This window comes from Halomonas sp. B23F22_3, from assembly GCF_043496965.1.
Lineage (GTDB): Bacteria > Pseudomonadota > Gammaproteobacteria > Pseudomonadales > Halomonadaceae > Halomonas.
The window spans coordinates 568,832-588,322 of the sequence record NZ_JBIEKG010000004.1; the positions used below are offsets into that span (position 1 = coordinate 568,832).

Annotated in this window: 19 protein-coding genes; 8 read left to right on the plus strand and 11 right to left on the minus strand. The window is 69.9% G+C overall.

Annotation, left to right across the window (positions count from 1 at the left end):
• Positions 1–8 precede the first annotated feature (8 nt).
• Positions 9–710: a deoxyribonuclease V gene (gene nfi / locus ACGTNG_RS11815; RefSeq protein ID WP_394577228.1), complete on the plus strand. Its 702-nt coding sequence runs from the start codon at positions 9–11 to the stop codon at positions 708–710.
• A gap of 195 nt (positions 711–905) precedes the next feature.
• On the plus strand, positions 906–1,454 hold the full coding sequence (locus ACGTNG_RS11820; protein ID WP_394577230.1) for a DUF1415 domain-containing protein: 549 nt from the start codon (positions 906–908) through the stop codon (positions 1,452–1,454).
• A gap of 30 nt (positions 1,455–1,484) precedes the next feature.
• On the opposite strand, the gene ACGTNG_RS11825 is transcribed toward ACGTNG_RS11820, so the two are convergent.
• On the minus strand, positions 1,485–2,384 hold the full coding sequence (locus tag ACGTNG_RS11825; RefSeq protein WP_394577231.1) for an aldo/keto reductase: 900 nt from the start codon (positions 2,382–2,384) through the stop codon (positions 1,485–1,487).
• A 146-nt stretch (positions 2,385–2,530) separates the two neighbouring features.
• Here ACGTNG_RS11825 and ACGTNG_RS11830 point away from each other — a divergent pair, with 146 nt between their 5' ends.
• A complete protein-coding gene (locus tag ACGTNG_RS11830) occupies positions 2,531–2,956 on the plus strand; it encodes an OsmC family protein (RefSeq protein WP_394577232.1) in 426 nt (141 codons plus the stop codon).
• 116 nt (positions 2,957–3,072) lie between these two features.
• On the opposite strand, the gene ACGTNG_RS11835 is transcribed toward ACGTNG_RS11830, so the two are convergent.
• Together ACGTNG_RS11835 and ACGTNG_RS11840 are read right to left on the minus strand one after the other, a co-directional pair.
• Positions 3,073–3,789: a gamma-glutamyl-gamma-aminobutyrate hydrolase family protein gene (locus ACGTNG_RS11835; RefSeq protein WP_394577233.1), complete on the minus strand. Its 717-nt coding sequence runs from the start codon at positions 3,787–3,789 to the stop codon at positions 3,073–3,075.
• Positions 3,786–4,781, minus strand: a complete 996-nt coding sequence (locus ACGTNG_RS11840) for an amidoligase family protein (protein ID WP_394577234.1) — start codon at positions 4,779–4,781, stop codon at positions 3,786–3,788. The genes ACGTNG_RS11835 and ACGTNG_RS11840 overlap by 4 nt, the downstream gene beginning before the upstream one ends.
• Positions 4,782–4,899: 118 nt before the next feature.
• Between ACGTNG_RS11840 and ACGTNG_RS11845 the strand changes: the two genes are divergently transcribed.
• Positions 4,900–7,200, plus strand: a complete 2,301-nt coding sequence (locus tag ACGTNG_RS11845) for a mechanosensitive ion channel domain-containing protein (protein WP_394577235.1) — start codon at positions 4,900–4,902, stop codon at positions 7,198–7,200.
• 6 nt (positions 7,201–7,206) lie between these two features.
• The gene (locus tag ACGTNG_RS11850; protein WP_394577236.1) at positions 7,207–8,688 is read left to right on the plus strand and encodes a hypothetical protein; all 1,482 of its coding nucleotides are present in this window, start codon (positions 7,207–7,209) and stop codon (positions 8,686–8,688) included.
• Between the two features lie 97 nt (positions 8,689–8,785).
• On the opposite strand, the gene ACGTNG_RS11855 is transcribed toward ACGTNG_RS11850, so the two are convergent.
• The 6 genes from ACGTNG_RS11855 to ACGTNG_RS11880 all read right to left on the minus strand — a co-directional run bounded on the left by ACGTNG_RS11855 (position 8,786) and on the right by ACGTNG_RS11880 (position 14,664).
• Entirely contained in the window at positions 8,786–9,193 is a 408-nt protein-coding gene (locus ACGTNG_RS11855; protein WP_394577238.1) for a cytidine deaminase, read from the minus strand.
• Positions 9,190–9,924, minus strand: a complete 735-nt coding sequence (gene deoD, locus ACGTNG_RS11860; protein ID WP_394577239.1) for a purine-nucleoside phosphorylase — start codon at positions 9,922–9,924, stop codon at positions 9,190–9,192. Before deoD ends, ACGTNG_RS11855 begins: the two co-directional genes overlap by 4 nt.
• A complete protein-coding gene (locus tag ACGTNG_RS11865; protein ID WP_394577240.1) occupies positions 9,924–11,183 on the minus strand; it encodes a phosphopentomutase in 1,260 nt (419 codons plus the stop codon). Before ACGTNG_RS11865 ends, deoD begins: the two co-directional genes overlap by 1 nt.
• Complete coding sequence (gene deoA, locus ACGTNG_RS11870; protein WP_394577242.1) at positions 11,180–12,535, minus strand: thymidine phosphorylase; 1,356 nt, start codon at positions 12,533–12,535, stop codon at positions 11,180–11,182. Before deoA ends, ACGTNG_RS11865 begins: the two co-directional genes overlap by 4 nt.
• On the minus strand, positions 12,535–13,302 hold the full coding sequence (deoC, locus tag ACGTNG_RS11875) for a deoxyribose-phosphate aldolase (RefSeq protein ID WP_394577243.1): 768 nt from the start codon (positions 13,300–13,302) through the stop codon (positions 12,535–12,537). Before deoC ends, deoA begins: the two co-directional genes overlap by 1 nt.
• A 90-nt stretch (positions 13,303–13,392) precedes the next feature.
• A complete protein-coding gene (locus tag ACGTNG_RS11880; protein WP_394577244.1) occupies positions 13,393–14,664 on the minus strand; it encodes a NupC/NupG family nucleoside CNT transporter in 1,272 nt (423 codons plus the stop codon).
• 181 nt (positions 14,665–14,845) lie between these two features.
• Here ACGTNG_RS11880 and ACGTNG_RS11885 point away from each other — a divergent pair, with 181 nt between their 5' ends.
• Positions 14,846–15,595, plus strand: a complete 750-nt coding sequence (locus ACGTNG_RS11885) for a DeoR/GlpR family DNA-binding transcription regulator (protein ID WP_394577245.1) — start codon at positions 14,846–14,848, stop codon at positions 15,593–15,595.
• Positions 15,596–15,716: 121 nt separating this feature from the next.
• Positions 15,717–16,403 (plus strand): CBS domain-containing protein, encoded by a 687-nt coding sequence (locus tag ACGTNG_RS11890; protein WP_394577246.1) that lies wholly within the window; start codon positions 15,717–15,719, stop codon positions 16,401–16,403.
• Positions 16,404–16,525: 122 nt separating this feature from the next.
• Here ACGTNG_RS11890 and ACGTNG_RS11895 read toward each other — a convergent pair whose 3' ends face one another.
• Positions 16,526–17,662 (minus strand): aminotransferase class V-fold PLP-dependent enzyme, encoded by a 1,137-nt coding sequence (locus ACGTNG_RS11895; protein ID WP_394577247.1) that lies wholly within the window; start codon positions 17,660–17,662, stop codon positions 16,526–16,528.
• Positions 17,663–17,761: 99 nt separating this feature from the next.
• Entirely contained in the window at positions 17,762–18,583 is an 822-nt protein-coding gene (locus ACGTNG_RS11900; RefSeq protein WP_394577250.1) for an IclR family transcriptional regulator, read from the minus strand.
• A 241-nt stretch (positions 18,584–18,824) separates the two neighbouring features.
• Here ACGTNG_RS11900 and ACGTNG_RS11905 point away from each other — a divergent pair.
• On the plus strand, positions 18,825–19,491 hold a 667-nt coding region (locus tag ACGTNG_RS11905; protein WP_394577251.1), incomplete at its 3' end, for a thiamine pyrophosphate-binding protein.

The window sequence follows — 19,491 nt, forward strand, 5'->3', positions numbered from 1 at the left end:
GAGCCCCGATGCCCGATACCGCCTTGCACGACTGGAACCTCGCCCCGCGGGACGCTATCGCGCTGCAGAAGCGCCTGGCGGGGCGCGTGGAGCGGGCAGATCGACTCGAACCGGTGCAACACCTCGCCGGCGTGGACATCGGCTTCGAGCAGGACGGCGCGATCATCCGGGCGGCGGTGGTGGTGCTGGCCTGGCCACCGGAGGCCGAGGGCGCCTTCACGGTGGTGGAGCAGGTGGTGCATCGCGAGCCGACGCGCATGCCCTACGTGCCGGGGCTCTTGTCCTTCCGCGAGGTGCCGGCGGCGCTCGGCGCCTTCGAGAAGCTGACCACCCGGCCGCAGCTCGCCATGGTCGACGGCCAGGGCATCGCCCATCCGCGGCGGATCGGGGTCGCCAGCCACCTGGGGCTGTGGCTCGACCTGCCGACCATCGGCGTGGCCAAGACGCGGCTCTGCGGCCGCCACGATGAGCCCGGCCCCGCGCGGGGCGACTGGACGCCGCTGGTGGATGGCCCCGAGGACGAAGTGATCGGCGCGGTGCTGCGCTCGCGGGCGAAGGTGAAGCCGATCTTCGTCTCGCCGGGGCACCGCATCTCGCTGCCCACGGCGCTCGACTGGGTGGTCCGCTGTCTCGGGCGCACCAAGCTGCCGGAGCCGACGCGGCTGGCCGATCGGCTCGCCTCGCGGCGTGACCAGAAGCGACATCCATGACGAGGCGGGGCTTGGTCAGCCGGCGACTGGTCGAAGAGAGGGTCCTACGCCAGGGATGGCGTCGGTAGCGCCCATGGACGGGTTCACAGCGCCCTCTCGCAGACCTGTCGCGGGCTTGCCGCCATCGACGGCGACTTGCCAACCGCGGCCGGGCGGCGGACCATGGCGGCCCCTTTCCAGCCTGGATGAGCGCCAATGACCGCCTCTCGCCCTGATCCCCTCGCGGCCACCCGCGCCTGGGTGGAGACCTTCGTGGTCGCCCATGACGTCTGCCCCTTCGCCGGTCGCGAGGTGGCTCGCGACAGCATCCGCAGCGTGGCGGTGCCGGCCCGCGATCGCGAGGCGGCGCTGCTGACGCTGTTCGACGAGTGCCGCCACCTGGAGGCGAATCCCGAGGTGGAGACGACCCTGCTGGTGCTCACCGAGGGGCTCGAGGACTTCGACGACTACCTGGACCTGCTGGAGATCGCCGAGGCGCTGCTGGCCGATCAGGGCTACGAGGGCACCTTCCAGCTGGCGAGCTTCCACCCGGACTACGTCTTCGCCGACGCCGAGCCGGACGATCCCGCCAACTTCACCAACCGCTCGCCCTATCCGATGTGGCACCTGCTGCGCGAGGCGGGCCTGGAGCGGGCCCTCGAGCATCATCCCGACCCCGAGGGCATCCCCGCGCGCAACGTCGAGGCGATGCGCGAGCTGGGCCATGAGGCGCTCGCCGAGGCGCTGGCCAGGCTGCGCGGCTAGGCTTTCCCGCCCAGGGATTGAGCGCTTGGGCTAGACGATATCCAGCGGCGGCTTGCGGTTCGGCGCCGGGAAGGCGGCGTCGAGGCGCTTAAGGCTCGTCTCGTCCAGCTCGACCGTCAGCGCGGCGGCGTTCTGGGCCACATGATCGAGGCCGGTGGCCTTGGGGATGGCGATCACGTCGCGCTGGGTGTCGTTAACGCTCGCCTCGACCGGGCGGATCGCCCAGGCCAGCAGCAGCTGGGCCGGGGTGATGCCGAGCGCCGCGGCGATGTCCGTCACCTCGGGGTGAGTGAGCAGGTCGCGGCGCAGGCTGCCGGCCTGGGCCAGCGGGCAGTAGGCCATGGTGGGGATGCCCTGCTTGCGCTGCCAGGGCAGCAGCGAGTGCTCGATGCCCCGCGAGCCCAGGTGGTAGAGCACCTGGTTGACCGCGCAGGCATCGCCGCCGGGCAGGCTTGTGAGCGTGGCCATCTCGTCGACATCGAAGTTCGAGACCCCGAAGCGACGGACCTTGCCCGCCTCGCGCAGCCGCTCGAAGGCCTCCAGGGTCTCCTCCAGCGGAATGCCGCCGGGCCAGTGCAGCAGGTAGAGGTCGAGATGATCGGTGCCCAGGCGCGAAAGGCTCGCCTCGCAGGCGGCGATGGCGCTGTCGCGCCCGGCGTTCCAGGGGTAGACCTTGGAGACCAGGAAGGCCTGGTCGCGGCGTCCCTTGAGGGCCTCGCCCACCACCTCCTCGGCGCCGCCGTCGCCGTACATCTCGGCGGTGTCGATCAGGCGCAGGCCGCACTCCAGCCCGTGCTGCAGGGCGTGCACCTCGTCGCGTCGCGGGGCCAGCCCCTCGCCCATGAACCAGGTGCCCTGGCCGATGGCCGGCAGCTCGACGGCGGGCTCGTGGGCGGTCGCCGCGAGGGTGACGGTAGGCGTGCTCGACATAGGATCTCCTGTTAATGGAAGTATTTTCCATTTATTCTGGTGGCACGCCGTCGACGATGCAATCGTGCGGTGTGGCCACGGGCGGCCCTGCGGGTCTATGGTGTAGTGGCTTGCCTGACCGAACCCCTGATCGACGAGGAGAACACATGACCATCAAGAATACCGCGACCGCACAGTGGAAGGGCGGCCTGAAGGATGGCGGCGGCAGCCTCTCTACCGGCAGCGGCACCCTCAAGGACGTCTCCTATGACTTCCGCAAGCGCTTCGAGGGCGCCGATGGCACCAATCCCGAGGAGCTGATCGGGGCGGCCCACGCCGGCTGCTTCTCCATGGCGTTCTCGCTGGTGCTGGGCGAGGCCGGCTACACGGCGGACAGCATCGACACCGAGGCGACCGTGACCCTGGACCCCGATAGCCTCTCCGTGACCGCCGTGCACCTGGTCACCCGCGGCAAGGTGCCGGGCGCCGATCAGGCGGCCTTCGAGGAGGCGGCCAACGGTGCCAAGGACAACTGCCCGATCTCCAAGCTGCTGAACGCCGAGATCACCCTGGACGCCAAGCTCGAGGGCTGAGCTAAGTTTCAAGGGCTTATCGCTACGGCCGGTGTCAGCGGCGCGATGGCGAACACGGCACGGGGCCGCCTTCGGGCGGCCCCTTTGCATCTGGGGGGCTAGGGCGTGTGTCGCGCTCAGGTCGGGCCGGCGTCGGCCGCCTGGGAGGCGGGGCGTCGGACGTGGTGGCGGCGGGCGGCATCCACCAGGGCGCGGATCAGGCGCTGCTGGGGGCGGTTGAAGATCAACCACTCGGGGTGCCACTGCACGCCGATCAGGAAGTCGTGCTCGCGAGACTCGATGCCCTGCACCAGGCCGTCACGGTCCCGGGCGACGATCTCGATGCCGCGGCCGGTCTTCTGCACGGCCTGGTGGTGGAGGCTGTTGATGCGACACCAGGTGACCTCGAGGATGCGGTAGAGCTGGCTGTCGGCGACGATGTCCACGGTCTTGCGCGGCAGCACGGTGCGGCGGCGCTTGAGCCCCTCGTGGGTGGTGTAGATGTCCGGGTCGAGGGTACCGCCCAGGTGCACGTTGATCAGCTGGGCGCCCCGGCAGATCCCGAGCGTCGGCGTGCCCTGGGGGATGAAGCGCTCCAGCAGCTCGAGTTCGAGCTCGTCGCGCTGGGGGTCGACGCGCACGTCCAGGCGCACCTCGTCGTCGTAGAGGTGGGCCTGGATGTCGTCGCCGCCGCCGATGATCAGGCCGTCGAGGTGCTCGGGAAAGGGGCGCGAGGGCGACAGGCGCTGCGGCCGGCCGCCGTGGCGCCACACGGCGAACCAGTCGAACCACCAGGCGATCCGGCTCTTGGCATCGGAGGTGGTGATACCGATCAGTGGGCGCGCCTGACTCATTGCCGGGTCACCCAGCGACGCAGGCGAATCAGCCAGCGGCGGGGCGCCGAGGGCCGATGGCGGGCGAGGAACTGGGCGCTGCGCTCGGCCAGGGTCTCGGGGGTGGCGGCCAGCCGCTCGACCTCGAGCCAGCGGTTCCACTCGGTGACCGCTCCCCAGCCCGGCTCCGAGAGCTGGGCGTTGGGCAGGCGATAGTGGAAGGTCGGCCGCGGCTTGACCAGCCGGTTCTGCAGCAGCTCATGGGGAAAGTCGGGCGCGAGATGGGCGAACAGCGGCAACATGTCGAGCTCCCGGTTGCGGGTCGGGTTGTCCTCCAGGTAGTCGGCGATCAGCGTCTCGAGATCCGGGGCGTAGTCCGGGTCGAGGATCTTGAGGGCATAGGCCCGGGGGAAGGGGTTGGCATGGGGCAACACCTCCCGGGTGATGTCCACGTGGATCTGCTCGCGCAGCCAGGCGGCGTTGAGCATGTAGGCGCGCAGGTAGTCCACCAGGTGCTCGACCTCGAGGCTCGGCACCTCGGGGTTCAAGTGCAGGCCGAAGCCGTAGAGCAGGCTGGCGTCGCTGCCCTTGGCGCCGTGCTGGCGCAGCGCCTCGAACAGCGCATCCAGCTCGCCCAGCTCGTCCCAGGGCACCGGCGGACAGACGATCTCGGTGGGCACCAGGCCCGTCACCATGTCGCCGATCAGCTCGCGGGTGCGGGCGTGGAAGTCCCGGCGCATGCGCTCCCACTCGCTGTCGATGGCGTCCTCGGCGGCCATCACCTCCTGGTCGGGGTGGGCGTACTGGGTGTCGAGCTCGATGCCGAACTCGCCCCAGCGGCCGCCGACGACCTTGAGGCGATGGGGGCTCAAGACCTCGATGTCACCGCCGAACAGCGACTGCACCAGCTCGGCCGTCCTGTGCGGCGGCAGGCCGGCGAACTCGATCTCCACCCCGACGCGCCGCGTCTCGCCGTCGGCATTGCGGGGTTCGGGTGGCGGTTGCGGCGTCATGTCGGCATCCTGTAAGGCATGGTGTCGGCAGCCTAACATACTGCCTCACGAATCATGGACGCGACGCCTGTCGCGTTCCAACGCGAGTGGAGAGGGAAACTTGCCTGTAGCGCACCGAATGTACGTTGTCTTTCGCGGCCTGATGGTCTGGCTGCTGCTGTCGGTGCTGCTGCTTCCGGCGGTATCGTCGGCCCAGAGCCTGCCGCTCTCGGGCCTGACCGGCGGCGGCGAGAAGACGGAAAGCCACGATCCCGAGGCCTTCCAGGCCTCGCTCGACGAGGTGATCGCGACCCTGGAGAACGACGCGCAGCGCCAGGCGCTGCTCGACAACCTGCGCCAGCTCCAGCAGGCCAACGACGCGGCCGCCGACCAGGGGGGGCTGGCCCGTCCCCAGGGGCTTCTCGGGGCGTTGGCGGAGACCATCACCGCGCTCGGCGAGCAGGCCGAGTCCGGCGACTCGCCGGTGGACGAGTGGCGCCTCCAGCTGCAACAGGGCTGGACCGATCTCGTCGACCTGGTGGTCCAGACCGGCAATGCGGAGCTGCTGCGCTTCGTCATCGAGTTCGCCGTGCTGCTGGCGATCTGGGCCGGCCTGCTGGTGATCCTGATCGCCCTCGGGCGACAGCTGGCGCGGCGTCGGGGCTGGCCCCTGGACCTGCCCCGGGAGCCGCGCGGCGGATTGCTGATGATCCACTTCCTGCGCCGCATGCTGCCCTGGGCGCTGGCCTTCCTGCTGGTGCTCGGCATCGGCCAGCTGGTGCCGCCGAGCGCCGGACGCACCGCGACCCTGGTGATCGCCTATGTGGCGCTGTGCGGGCGCACCCTGTCGGTGGTGGTGGAGACGGTGATCTCGGTGTTCACCAGCGGCCACCGCTTCACGGCGGTGCAGATCCTGCAGCACCAGAGCCTGCGCACGCTGTTCGTCATCGGTGCGCTGATCGCGCTGGGCGACGCCTTCAACTCCGCGCGGCTCTCGGGGATCATCGGCACCGACCTGGCTAGCCTGATGTCGATCCTCTCCAACATGCTGGCGGCGATGATCAGCGCTCGCTTCATCGTCCGCTTCAAGCGCCCCATCCAGCACCTGATCCGCAACCGGCCCTATGGGCTGCGCCGCGACCGGGGCGGCATCGGCGAGGTGATGCGGCTGGTCGGCGGCCTGTGGCACGTGCCGGCCATGCTGCTGGTGGGCGGCTCGCTGCTGGCCATCTTCGTCACCGTGGGCGACGTGGGCACGGCGCTGGCGCGCTCGATCATCTCGGCCTCGCTGCTGGTGCTGACCCTGGTGGTGACCGGCCTGATCCGTCGCCACGGGCAGCGCCGCTCCGAGCAGCGCCGCCTGAGCGACTACCGCCGGCGCCTGGAGCGTTTCGGCTATGCGCTGTCCCATGTGGTGGCCTGGATCGCCTTCGCCGAGCTCTCGCTGCAGGTGTGGGGCGCCTCGCTGATCGGCATCGGCCAGCAGGGCGTGGCCAGCGTGCGCATCGGCCAGGCCCTGCTGTCCATCGGCTTCACCCTGCTGCTGGCCTGGCTGACCTGGATCTTCGCCGACACCGCCATCCAGCGCGCGCTGACCAGCCCCGCGCGGGCCCGCGGGCGGCGCGTCAACCTGGCCCGCGCCCAGACCATCACGCCGATGATCCGCAATATCATCTTCGCCACCATCGTGATCATCGCCGCCATCGTCGGCCTGGCCAATCTCGGGGTGAACGTCACGCCGCTGCTGGCCGGTGCCGGTGTGATCGGCCTGGCCGTCGGTTTCGGCGCCCAGACCCTGGTGCAGGACCTGATCACCGGCATCTTCATCCTCATCGAGGATTCGCTGGCGGTGGACGACTTCGTCAAGATCAACGGCCACATGGGCACCGTCGAGGGGCTGACCCTGCGCACCGTGCGGCTGCGCGATCTGGACGGCATCGTGCACATCATCACCTTCAGCCGCATCGAGTCGATCCACAACATGTCGCGCCAGTTCGGCATCGCCCTGATGCGCATCCGCATCCCCTACGACATGAAGATCGACGACGCCACCACGCTGATCCAGGAGACGGCCCAGCAGCTGCGCAAGGACCCGATGATGCGCCACCACATCTGGTCGCCGCTGGAGATGCAGGGCATCGACAGCTTCCAGGACGGCTGCGCCATCCTGCGCATGCGCTTTCGCACCGCGCCGGAGATGCAGTGGGACGTGGCGCGCGCCTACAACCTGCTGCTCAAGCAGCGCATGGAGGCCCAGGCCATCGACCTCGGCGTGCCGCGGCTCAGCGTCAGCATGGAGGGCCAGGGCGGCGGCCGCCTGGACGGCACCGGCGAGGGCGCCGAGCAGCGCGACGCCAGCGGTCGTCGACCCGGCGAGGCGGGGGTCGCCGATCCGGGCAGGGACACCAGTGCCCGGGGCGCCGCCCCGGATCCGGGGTAAGCGCGCGTGGCGACCCATCAGGTCTCGGTGGAGCGACGCGACAGCCTGCATCTGCGGATCTCCAGGGTGCTGCGCGAGGAGAGCTCGCACCGGCTCGACGTCTACCTCTTCGTGCCGGCCGAGCTCGGCCTCAACGCCCATGTGCTCTCGGAAGAGGCGTTCTACCACGGCGCGATCCACGTCAAGCGCACCTACTACAGCGACCGTCACCGCCTGCCGCTGGTGATGAGTCGCCTGGCGGGCAAGCGCCTCGATGCCGACCAGTATCGCCTGGGGCTGAGCCTCTACGCCTACCAGTACGTGGTGGCGCTGGAGCGCTCGACCCAGACGCTGCTCGATCAGGCGCGGCGCACGCGCAAGACCGAGAAGCGGGTCGGCGACAAGGCCGAGGCGCCCGAGGAGGCCCCCCGGTCGAACGCCTCGGAGGAAGAGATCGTCCAGGCCGAGCGGCTGCGCGAGCAGCTCGAGGAGACCCTGGAGCTCGCCAGCGGCATCCTGCGTCGCCTGCGCCGCCAGGAGCCGAGCGACGAGAGCCTGCACCGCTACTACGCCAACATCGACAACTACCTCTCCTGGTTCACCGAGCAGCGGCTGCTGGAGCTGATCGCCCACCTGCCGCGGGGCCACGACTACCGCGAGATCCGCCAGCGCCTGCTGGGCATCTGCCGCGAGGAGGATGAGCATCGCCGGGCCCGGGAGTACAACTCCGAGCGGGTCACCCGCGACCCGACCCGGATGTCCAACAAGATGCGCCTGCTGCGCCGGCTCATCGAGTATCCCGTGACCCTCAAGCAGCGCAGCCAGGAGCTCGGCGGCGGCGAGGAGAAGGCAGTGAAGGGCCTGGCCACGGCGGTGGTGATGGTGTTCGTCACCCTGGGCCTCCTGGAGGCACGCGCGGCGCTGGGCGACATCACCGCGCTGTTCGTGCTGGCGCTCGCCGTGCTCTACGCGCTGCGCGAGGTGTTCAAGGACGACCTGCGCATGACGCTGTGGCGCCTGCTGCGCCGCGGGCGGCCCAAGTGGCGGCGCCAGTACCTGGACGCCCACAGCAATGCCGTGCTGGGGCGTCAGCTCGAGTGGTTCGACTATCAGCGCTATTCGCGTCTCGACGAGGCGATCCGCCGGGTGCGCAAGCGCAACATGGCCCAGCGCGAGGAGGTGGTGCTGCACTACCGCTCGAGCTCACGGATGTCGCCGACCCGCTTCCTGAGCGGCTATGACCGCACCCGCGAGGTGTTGACCCTGGATCTGGCGCCCCTGGCGCGCCTGATGGACAAGGGCAGCCACCACGTCTATCGGCTCGAGGAGAAGGGGCAGGTGGTGCGCGAGCCGGTGGAGAAGCGCCACCTGATCAACCTGGTGATCCGCGAGGTGGAGGGCAACGGCACGCCGCTGCTGCAGCGCTGGAAGATCGTCATGAGCCGCTCGAAGATCGTCGACGTCGAGCTGGTGCACGAGGAGGGGCCCGAAGAAGAAGGGGCCGAGTGAGCCGCCTCTCGGTGGCGGCTCACTCGGGTAGGGCGCGTCGGCCGTTGGGCCCTGATGGTCGGGGGCCGGGGCGGGGTGCCGGGGCTAACGCTTCAGGTTAGAGCGTCAGGTTCTCGGGGCCGAAGGAGTCCGGCAGCAGGGCCTCCATGTCGTAGTCGCGCAGCAGCGCGCCCCGGGCGTCGACCACCCGGATGCGGGTCGCGGGGGTGGCGAACTCGCGGATGCGCTGGCGGCAGTCGCCGCAGGGCGTGCAGAGATGCTCCCCCGGGCCGATCACGTAGACCTCGCGCAGCTCGCGCTCGCCGGCGCTGACCAGGGCGGCGATCGCCGAGGCCTCGGCGCAGAGCCCCTTGAAGTGGGCGACCTCGACGTTGGCGCCGGCATAGCGCCTCCCGCTCTCGCCGATCACCAGCGCGCCGACCGGATGGTGCGAGTAGGGCGCATAGGCCCGTTCGCGCACCGCGATCAGCTCGCGGACGATCTCCGCCTCGATCTCGCCGCTCATGCCTCGTCCTCCCGGGCCGCGTCGTCGCGCAGCACGCTGTCGAGTGCGATCTTCATCATCTCGTCGAAGGTGCTCTGCCGCTCGGCGCTGGAGAGCGAGTCGCCCTTGAGGATGTGATCCGACACCGTGCAGACGGTGGCGGCCCGGGCGCCGAACTCGGCGGCCACGCCATAGAGGCCGGCCGCCTCCATCTCCACGCCGACGATGCCGTAGCGCTTGAGCAGCGCGGCGGTCTCGGGACGCGGGTCGTAGAAGAGATCCGCCGAGAAGAGGTTGCCCACCTTCACCGGGACGCCCAGCGCCGCGGCCGCATCCGCCGCATGGCGGGTCAGCTCGAAGTCGGCGGTGGCGGCGAAGTCCATGCCGGCGAAGCGCGTGCGATTGACCCCGGAATCGGTGCAGGCGCCGAGGCCGATCACCACGTCGCGCACCGCCACGTCGTCGCGCACCGCGCCGCAGGAGCCGACGCGGATCAGCCGCGTCACGTCGTACTCGGTGATCAGCTCCTTGGCGTAGATCGACACCGACGGAATGCCCATGCCGTGGCCCATCACCGAGATCGGGCGGCCCTGGTAGGTGCCGGTGTAGCCGGACATGCTGCGCACGGTGTTCACCTCGCGCGCCTCGTCGAGGAAGGTCTCGGCGATGTAGCGGGCGCGCAGCGGGTCGCCGGGCATCAGCACGGTATCGGCGAAGTCGCCGCGCTCGGCGTTGATATGGGGCGTGGCCATCACAAGGCTCCTGTGTCAGCGGGGGAGAGGAAGCTCTCGCCATCGTCCATGGGGGACAGGCCCAGGTGCGCCGCCAGGCTCTGGCCGATGTCGGCGAAGCTTGCCCGGGCGCCCAGCGAGCCGGGTTTGATCCTGGCGCCGAGTGCCAGCACGGGGATGTGCTCCCGGGTATGGTCGGTGCCGGTCCAGGTGGGGTCGCAGCCGTGGTCGGCGGTGAGGATCAGCAGGTCGTCGTCGCGAAGCTTGTCGAGCACCTCCGGCAGCCGGGCATCGAAGGCCTCCAGCGCGGCGGCGTAGCCCGCCACGTCGCGGCGATGGCCGTAGAGCATGTCGAAGTCGACGAAGTTGGTCATGATCAGCGAGCGCTCGTCGGCCTCATCGAGGGCGGTGAGGGTGGCGTCCATCAGGGCGTCGTGGCCGCTCGCCTTGACCGTTCGCGTGATCCCGCAGTGGGCGTAGATGTCGGCGATCTTGCCGATCGCCACCACGTTGCCGCCGTCGTCCTTGAGCCGCTGCAGCACCGTGGGGGCGGGCGGCTCGACGCTGTAGTCGCGGCGGTTGGCGGTGCGGGCGAAGTTCGTCGTGTTCTCGCCGGTGAAGGGGCGGGCGATCACCCGCCCGATGTTGTAGGGCTCGAGCAGCCGCCTTGCGATCTCGCAGACTTCATAGAGCCGCGCGAGGCCGAAGGCCTCCTCGTGGGCGGCGATCTGGAACACCGAGTCTGCCGAGGTGTAGACGATGGGCTTGCCGCTTTCGACGTGCGCCTCGCCGAGCCGGGCGATGACCTCGGTGCCCGAGGCGTGGCAGTCGCCGAGCACGCCGGGCAGCTCCGCCTCCGCGACCAGCGCCTCGAGCAGCTCGGGGGGAAAGCTCTGCTCGCGATCCGGAAAGTAGCCCCAGTCGAAGCGCACCGGCACACCGGCGAGCTCCCAGTGGCCGGAGGGGGTGTCCTTGCCCGAGGAGAGCTCCCGGGCGTGACCGTAGGCGCCGATCACCTCGTCCGGCGCCTCGACGCCCGCGGCCCAGTGGCCGGTGCTCTCGCGGTGGGCGTGGAAAAGCCCGAGGCGGGCGAGGTTGGGCAGCGCGAGCGGGCCCTGGCGGCCCGGGCCGTCGGCGTCTGCGGCGAGATCGGCCTCGCCCCGGGCGCAGGCGGCGGCGATATGGCCCAGGGTGTCGGCGCCGGCATCGCCGAAGTGTTCGGCGTCCGGCGTGGCGCCGATGCCGAAGGAGTCGAGGACCAGTACGATGGCGCGGCTCATGGCACCTCCCGACGGATCACGTCGTGGGTCAGTGGGGGCAGGGCAGGGCGTTCGTCGCCGAGGCGCATGGCGTCGCGCAGCCGTCGCCCGGCCGTTTCAGCATCGTCCACGCTGGCGGCATGGACCAGCGCCAGGGGACGGTGGCCGTCGACGGTCTCCCCCAGCGAGGCGATGCGCGACAGCCCGACGGCGGGGTCGATGGCCGCGCCCGGTGTGCGCCGCCCCCCGCCCAGGCTCACCACGCAGAGGCCCAGCGCCCGGGTGTCGATGGCCTGCACGCGGCCGGGGCGCTCGGGGTAGACGGCGCGCACAACCGGGGCCTCCGGCAAATGGGCGGCGGGGCGCTCCAGCAGGTCGCGCGGGCCGCCGAGGCCCGCCACCATGCGTGCGAAGCGCTCCGCGGCCGCCCCGGAGGCGAGCGTCGCGTCGAGCTTCTCCAGCGCGGCCTCGTGGGAGTCGACCAGGCGGCCGGCCATCAGCAGCTCGGCGGCCAGCCGCCGGGTCACCTCGAGCAGGCGCCCGTGGCGCTTCTCGCCGTTCAGCAGGCGGATCGCCTCGTGCACCTCGAGGGCATTGCCGGCCCGCGGCGCCAGGGGCTGACTCATGTCGGTGACCAGCGCCGTGGTGCGGGTGCCGGCGCGGCTCGCCACCTCGGCGATGGTCGCGGCGAGCTCCCGGGCGGCGTCGGCGTCGGGCATGAAGGCGCCGCTGCCCACCTTGACGTCCATCACCAGGCCCTCGAGGCCGCAGGCGAGCTTCTTGCCGAGGATCGAGCTCACGATCAGCGGTAGCGACTCCACCGTGGCGGTGACGTCGCGCACCGCATAGAGGCGACGGTCGGCCGGGGCGAGGTCGGCGGTCTGGCCGATGATCGCCACGCCGACCTCGCGCACCAGGCGGCGGAAGGTGGCGGTGTCGGGGCTTACCGTGTAGCCGGGGATCGCCTCGAGCTTGTCCAGGGTGCCGCCGGTGTGCCCGAGGCCCCGCCCGGAGACCATCGGCACGTGGCCGCCGCAGGCGGCGATCCAGGGCCCCAGCACCAGCGAGACCAGATCGCCCACGCCGCCGGTGGAGTGCTTGTCGAGCACCGGCCCCGGGAGGTCGAGGCCGGACCAGTCGAGCACCTCGCCGGAGTCGCGGATCGCCTCGGTCAGCGCCACCGTCTCGTCGGCGTTCATGCCCTTGAGGAAGATCGCCATGGCGAGCGCCCCCACCTGGGCATCGGAGAGCCGGCCGTCGGTGATGCCGGCGACCAGTTCACCGATCGCCCTGCGATCGAGCGCCTGGCCGTCGCGCTTGGCCCGAATCAGCTCCTGGGGTAGAGACGGAGAGGGCTGGGCGGCCGTGGTCATCAGGCGCCTCCGATCTGCCCGGCATCGTCGGCGAGGGTCACGAGCAGGTCATCGAGCAGGCTCGAGGCGCCGAAGCGGAAGTGCGCCGGGGTGATCCAGGCCGGGCCCATCAGACGCGCGGCGAGCTGCAGGTAGGCCTGGGCCTCCTCGGCGGTGCGCACCCCGCCGGCCGCCTTGAAGCCGGCGTCGCGGCCGCTGTCACGGATCGCGGTCAGCATGACCTCGGCGGCCTCGAGGGTGGCGTTGATCGTCACCTTGCCGGTGGAGGTCTTGAGGAAGTCGGCCCCGCCCTCCAGCGCCAGTTCGCTGGCGCGGCGGATCAGCGCCGGGTCCTTGAGCTCGCCGGTCTCGAGGATCACCTTGAGCACGGCATCGCCGGCGGCCTGCTTGCAGAAGGCGACCAGCTCGCGGCCGGTCTCCTCGTCGCCGGCCATCAGGGCACGCCAGGGGAAGACCACGTCCACCTCATCGGCGCCGGACGCCGCGGCGCTGCGGGTCGCCCGGGCGGCGGCCATGATGTCGTCGCCGCCGTGGGGGAAGTTGGTGACCGTGGCCACCTTGACGGTGCCCTGGAGGCCGTGGGCCTTCAGCGCGCGCTGCGCGGTGACCACGAAGTCCGGATAGACGCAGATCGCCGCCGGGGTGCCGGCCGGGGTCTTGGCGCGCTGGCAGAGGGCCTCGATGGTGGCGTCGGTGTCGTCGTCGTTGAGGCTGGTGAGATCCATCAGGGCCAGGGCCTGGCGGGCGGCCTGTTGCAGTTCGGTCATGGGGGCTCCGGTACGGCGAGAGAGTTTGAGAGCGTTGGGGGTGTTGGCGTGCCGTCGCCGCCCGCCGCAGAGGGGGCGACGACGGCGCGGTCATGCGGCGGCCAGGGCCAGGAAGAAGCCGGCCAGGGACGCCGACATCAGGTTCGAGAGGGTGCCGGCGAGCACCGCCTTGAGGCCGAAGCGGGCGATCTCGTGGCGACGGCTCGGGGCGATGCTGCCGAGCCCCCCGAGCAGGATGGCGATCGAGGAGAGGTTGGCGAAGCCGCACAGGGCGAAGGAGAGCACCGCCATGGTGTGGGGCGTCATCAGCTGCCCGGTGGCGGCCACCACCTGCTCGCCGTCGAGGTAGGGCGCCAGGTTGATGTAGGCCACGAACTCGTTGACGACCAGCTTCTGGCCGATGAACGAGCCGGCGAGCGTCGCCTCCTCCCAGGGCACGCCGAGCAGGAAGGCCAGCGGCGAGAAGAGCCAGCCGAGGATCAGCTCGAGGCTCAGCGACTCCATGCCGAACCAGCCGCCGATGCCGCCGAGCATGCCGTTGAGCAGGGCGATCAGGCCGATGAAGGCGAGCAGCATGGCGCCGACGTTGGCCGCCAGCATCAGGCCGGAGCTGGCGCCGGCCGCGGCGGCGTCGAGCACGTTGCTGGGGTGGTCCTCCTCCTCCTCGAGGCGCTCCTCGGCCGCGGAGACGCTGTCCTCGGGCTCCTGGGTCTCCGGCATCAGCAGCTTGGCGAACAGCAGCCCGCCGGGGGCGGCCATGAAGGAGGCGGCCACCAGGTACTCCATGGGGATGCCGAGCGCGGCATAGCCGGCCAGCACCGAGCCCGCCACCGAGGCGAGCCCGCCGCACATCACCGCGAACAGCTGCGAGGGGGTCATGCGGGCGATGAAGGGCCGCACCACCAGCGGTGCCTCGGTCTGGCCGACGAAGATGTTGGCGGTGGCGGAGAGCGATTCGGTGCGCGAGGTGCCCAGCGCCTTCTGCAGGGCGCCGCCGAGGATGCGGATGATCCACTGCATGATGCCGAGGTAGTAGAGCACGGCGGTCAGCGAGGAGAAGAAGATGATCACCGGTAGCACCTTGAAGGCGAAGACGAAGCCCGAGGCCTCGACGTCGGCCAGGCCGCCGAACACGAAGTCGATGCCGTCGTTGGCGTAGAGCACCACCTGGCTGACGGCGTCGGAGACGGTGGCGAGCACCGCCTGGCCGACCGGCACGTAGAGCACGAAGGCGCCGATGCCCGCCTGGATGGCGAAGGCGCCCAGCACGGTGCGCAGGCGAATCGCGCGGCGGTCGGAGGAGAACAGCAGGGCGATGGCGACCAGGGTCACCATGCCGACCACGCTCATGAAGAGGGTCATGGGGCACCTATCCGATGGGGCGGCCTGGAGGGGCAGGCATGCGGGTGAATGTGACGCTTGAGTGTGAGGTGAAAACTATCACATTCAGTGTTATTTTTTTAACATTTTCATCCGTCATGGGCCGTTCTCGGGAGACTGAAAACGGCGTGCAGGACACGGGGCTTGAGGAGCGCCGCCACCGATGAACGAACGCAGTGCCCGGCGTCTCGCCCGGCTGAGTGAGGCCCTTGCCCATGGCGGCAGCCTGCGGCTTTCTGAGGCCGCGGTGCTGTGCGGCGTCTCGCCGATGACCATCCGCCGCGACCTGGCCGCATCCGAGGGCGGGCTGCAGCTGATGGGGGGCCATCTGGTGCGCGGCGACGATCCGCACTTCGCGCCGGTCTACGACCTGGCCGCCCAGCAGGATCGCCACGCCGCGGCCAAGCGCCGCCTCTGCCGGCAGGCCCTCGAGCGCATCGCGCCCGGCGATACCCTGTTCATCGACTGCGGCACGACCCTGATGCCGCTCGCCGCCGGCCTGCCTCGCGATCAGTCGCTGACCGTGGTGACCTACGCCCTCAACGTGGCCGAGGCGGTGAGTGGGCTTGCCGGGGTGCGCCTGATCCTGCTGGGCGGGCTCTATCACGGCTCGTCGCGCTCCTTCGCCAATGAGGAGGTGGACGCCGCCATCCGCCGCCTCGGCATCAATAAGGCCTTCCTCTCCGCCGCGGGCGTGCACGAGCGCCAGGGCCTGACCTGCTTCCACTTCCATGAGGTCGCGCCCAAGCGGGCGGCCATCGCCACCGCGGCGAGGCGACTGCTGGTGGTGGACGAGAGCAAGCTCGGCGTCATCCGCCCGATGCGCTTCGCCGGACTCGACGACATCGACGAGATCATCACCGACGGCAAGGGCGACGAGCGCCTCGTCGCGGGCGAGCCCGCCCGGCCCTGAGGTGGCGACGGCAGGAGGCGCGTAAAGCTGTCCGGCATCAAGGCAGGACGCTCAAAGGGTTGCTAACTTGAAAGTCGACTCACCGAGAATAACGACTGTCCATCGACTGGAGACGCGCCCTATGCAAGCCGCAGATGTCATGACGCCCAACGTGATCACCGTCACCCCCGAGAGCGATGTCGGCGAGATCGCCAGCCTGCTGCTGGAGCACGGCATCAGCGCCGTGCCGGTGGTCGATGCCGACGATCGGGTCCTCGGCATCGTCAGCGAGGGAGACCTGATGTCGCGGATCGAGCCCGAGGAGGACGAGCGCCGCTCCTGGTGGCTCAAGCTCTTCAGCGGCGGTGGCGACGCCGTGGACTACGTGAAGACCCACGGCCGCAAGGCGGGCCAGATCATGACCCCCAACCCCCTCACCGTGGGCGAGGACGAGCCGTTGCACCACATCGCCTCGCTGCTCGAGAAGCGCCGCATCAAGCGGGTGCCGGTGGTGCGCGACGGCAAGCTGGTGGGCATCGTCAGTCGCTCCAACCTGCTGCGCGGCTTCTCCGTGGCGCGCCAGCCGGCCGGCGGCGACGACGACCGCGCGATCCGCGATGCCATCCTGAAGGAGGTGGACGAGAACACCGGTGTGATGGTCGATCGCCTCAACGTCATCGTCGCCGACGGCAAGGTGCAGCTGTGGGGGCTCGTCGAGAGCAAGGAGCAGCGCTGGGCCGTGCAGGTCGCCGCGGAGAACATCGACGGGGTGAAGGAGATCGAGAACAACCTCGGTTTCGTGCCGCGGGGCGTGGGCGGCTACGCCTGACCCGAGCGCCTGAGGCGCGTCGAGCGAGATACCAACGACAGCGGGGCGGCCAAGTGGCCGCCCCGCTGTCGTCTTGCGATCGATGCCGTCTCGCACGAGCGGTCTCGAACTAACGCCTGAAACTACGCCTCGGCGGCCTGCACCTTGGCAAGTGCCGCTTGCAGGCTCTCCAGGGTGCGCTCCGGATGATGGAGCTTGTCGAGGCCGAACAGGCCGATGCGGAAGGTGCGGAAGTGATCGCCCTCGTCGCACATCAGTGGCACGCCGGCGGCCACCTGCACACCGGCCTCGAGGAACTTGGCGACGATCGCCTCGTCGTCGGTGTAGCTGACCACCACGCCCGGCGCCTCGAAGCCCGGCGCCGCCACGCTCCGGTAGCCGTGTTCGGCGAGCATGCCGCGCACCAGGCGGCCGACCTCGCGCTGCTCCTCGCAGACCCGGTCGAAGCCGTACTGCCGGGTCTCGTTCATCACGTCGCGCAGCTGGCGCAGGCCGTCGGTGGGCAGGGTGGCGTGGTAGGCGTGGCCGCCGCCCTCGTAGGTCTCCATGATCGAGAGCCACTTCTTCAGGTCGCAGGCGAAGCTGGTGCTGGTGGTCTCCTCGATGATCTCGCGCGCCTGGCGAGAGAGCATCACCATGCCGCAGCAGGGGCTGCCGCTCCAGCCCTTCTGGGGGGCGCTGACCAGCACGTCGACGCCGACGTCCTGCATGTCGACCCAGAGGGTGCCGGAGGCGATGCAGTCGAGCACCAGCAGGCCACCCTCGTCGTGGATGGCGTCGGCGATCTTCTGCAGGTAGTCGTCCGGCAGCAGCATGCCCGAGGAGGTCTCGACGTGGGGCGCGAAGACGATGTCCGGCTGCTGTTCGCGGATCGCCTCGACCACGTCCTCGATGGGCGGCGGTGCGAAGGGCGAGGTCGCATCGTCCTCGTCCAGCCGGCGCGCCTTGAGCACGTTGACGTCGGAGGGGATCTTGCCCATCGACAGGATCTGGCTCCAGCGGTAGCTGAACCAGCCGTTGCGGATCACCAGGCAGCGGCGGTCCTTGGCGAACTGGCGCGCCACGGCTTCCATGGCGAAGGTGCCGCTACCGGGCACGATGACCGTCGAGTGCGCGTGGTAGACCTCCTTCAGCGTGGCGGACACGTCGCGCATCACGCCCTGGAAGCTCTTCGACATGTGATTCAGTGCGCGATCGGTATAGACCACCGAGTACTCGAGCAGTCCATCGGGGTCGATATCGGGTAGCAGTCCGGCCATTGCGGTCTCCCTGTTGTGGTACGGGCCATTGCGTATGCTCCAGAGCATATTCGCAATCACGCGTTCAGGCCAGTCGCCCCGCGCCTGGCAGGCGGCGGCTCAGCGCTCGCCGGCGGCGGCCTGGGCGGCGTCCGAGAGCGCCTCGCGATTGATGGCGGCGATCTGTTCGGCGGCGCGCTGCAGCGCCGGCAGGCACGCAAGCGCCTTGTCGCGGGTCATGCGCATGATCGGTGCCTGGATCGCCAGGCCGGTGTTCGAGAGCCCGTCGGGGTTGGGTGCCAGCACCGCGATGCACAAGAGCCCCGGCAGGAACTCCTCGTCATCGAAGGCGTAGCCCTGGCCTTTCACGGTCTCGATCTCGGCCTCGAGGGCCTCGGGATCGACGAGGGTGTTGCGCGTGAAGCCCTCCAGCGACAGCTCATTGAGCAGCCGCCGACGCTGGGCGGGCGCCATCTGGGCGAGGAAGAGCTTGCCGCTGGCCGAGCAGTGCACCGGCACCCGGGAGCCGGGGTGCAGATAGAAGCGCAGCGGTGCCGAGGTCTCCACGCGGTCGAGATAGAGCACCTCGCCGCCGGAGAGCGCGGTGATGTTGCAGCTCTCGCCGACCTCGTCGACCAGCTTGCGCAGCACCGCGTGGCGGGCCCCGTGCACGGTGTCGTTGAGCAGCAGCGACTCGGCCAGGCGTCTCAGGCGGTTGCCCTTGCTGTAGTGGCGGCCGTCGGCCTCGCGCTGCAGCATGCCCGAGGTCTCGAGCTGCTGGAGCATGCGATGGAGGGTGGGCTTGGGCAGGCCGGTCTCCTCGACCATGCCCTGCAGCGTGAAGAACTGGTCCTTCCCCGCGATCACCTCCAGCAGGGCCAGCAGGCGCTGGGCCGGCGTATCGCCCTCGAGGCGGCTCATCTCGGATCGATTGGTCGTCATATCGGCTCTCCCTTTGGCCTCAAGGTAATTTGTTCCTGAAAAGAAATCAATTTGTACCGTTTTATGGAATTTTGTTGACGCCCCGCCGGCGGAGCGCTACGTTTTGATCAGGTTCCAGATATCGGAACCCCTAGTGTCAAAAAACTAAAGAAGTATCAAAAAACAAAGATCCGCTATCAAAAAAACAACGAGATGGCGCGCCAACGCCAGATCCTCACTCAGCGCTCCCGTGGAGGTTCCCATGAGCACCGACAATACCGCAGACACCCGCCAGGTCGTGAAAGGCAAGCAGACGATGACGCCCTCGGAGGCCTTCGTGGAGACTCTGGTCGCCAACGGGGTGACCGACATGTTCGGCATCATGGGCTCGGCCTTCATGGACGCCATGGACATCTTCGCGCCGGCCGGCATCCGCCTGATTCCGGTGGTCCACGAGCAGGGCGCGGCGCACATGGCCGACGGCTATGCCCGCGTCTCCGGCCGCCACGGCACGGTGATCGGCCAGAACGGCCCCGGCATCTCCAACTGCGTGACCGGCATCGCCGCGGCCTACTGGGCGCACAGCCCGGTGGTCATCGTCACCCCCGAGGCGGGCACCACCGGCATCGGCCTGGGTGGCTTCCAGGAGTGCAAGCAGCTGCCGATGTTTCAGGAGTTCACCAAGTACCAGGGCCACGTGACCCACCCGTCGCGCATGGCCGAGTACACCGGGCGCTGCTTCGACCGGGCGATGTCCGAGATGGGCCCGACCCAGCTCAACATCCCGCGCGACTACTTCTACGGCGAGATCGAGGCCGAGATCCCCGAGCCCGCGCGCCTCGACCGCGGCCCGGGCGGCACCCGGACCCTCAACGAGGCCGCCGAGCTGCTGGCCAACGCCGAGTTCCCGGTGATCGTCTCCGGCGGCG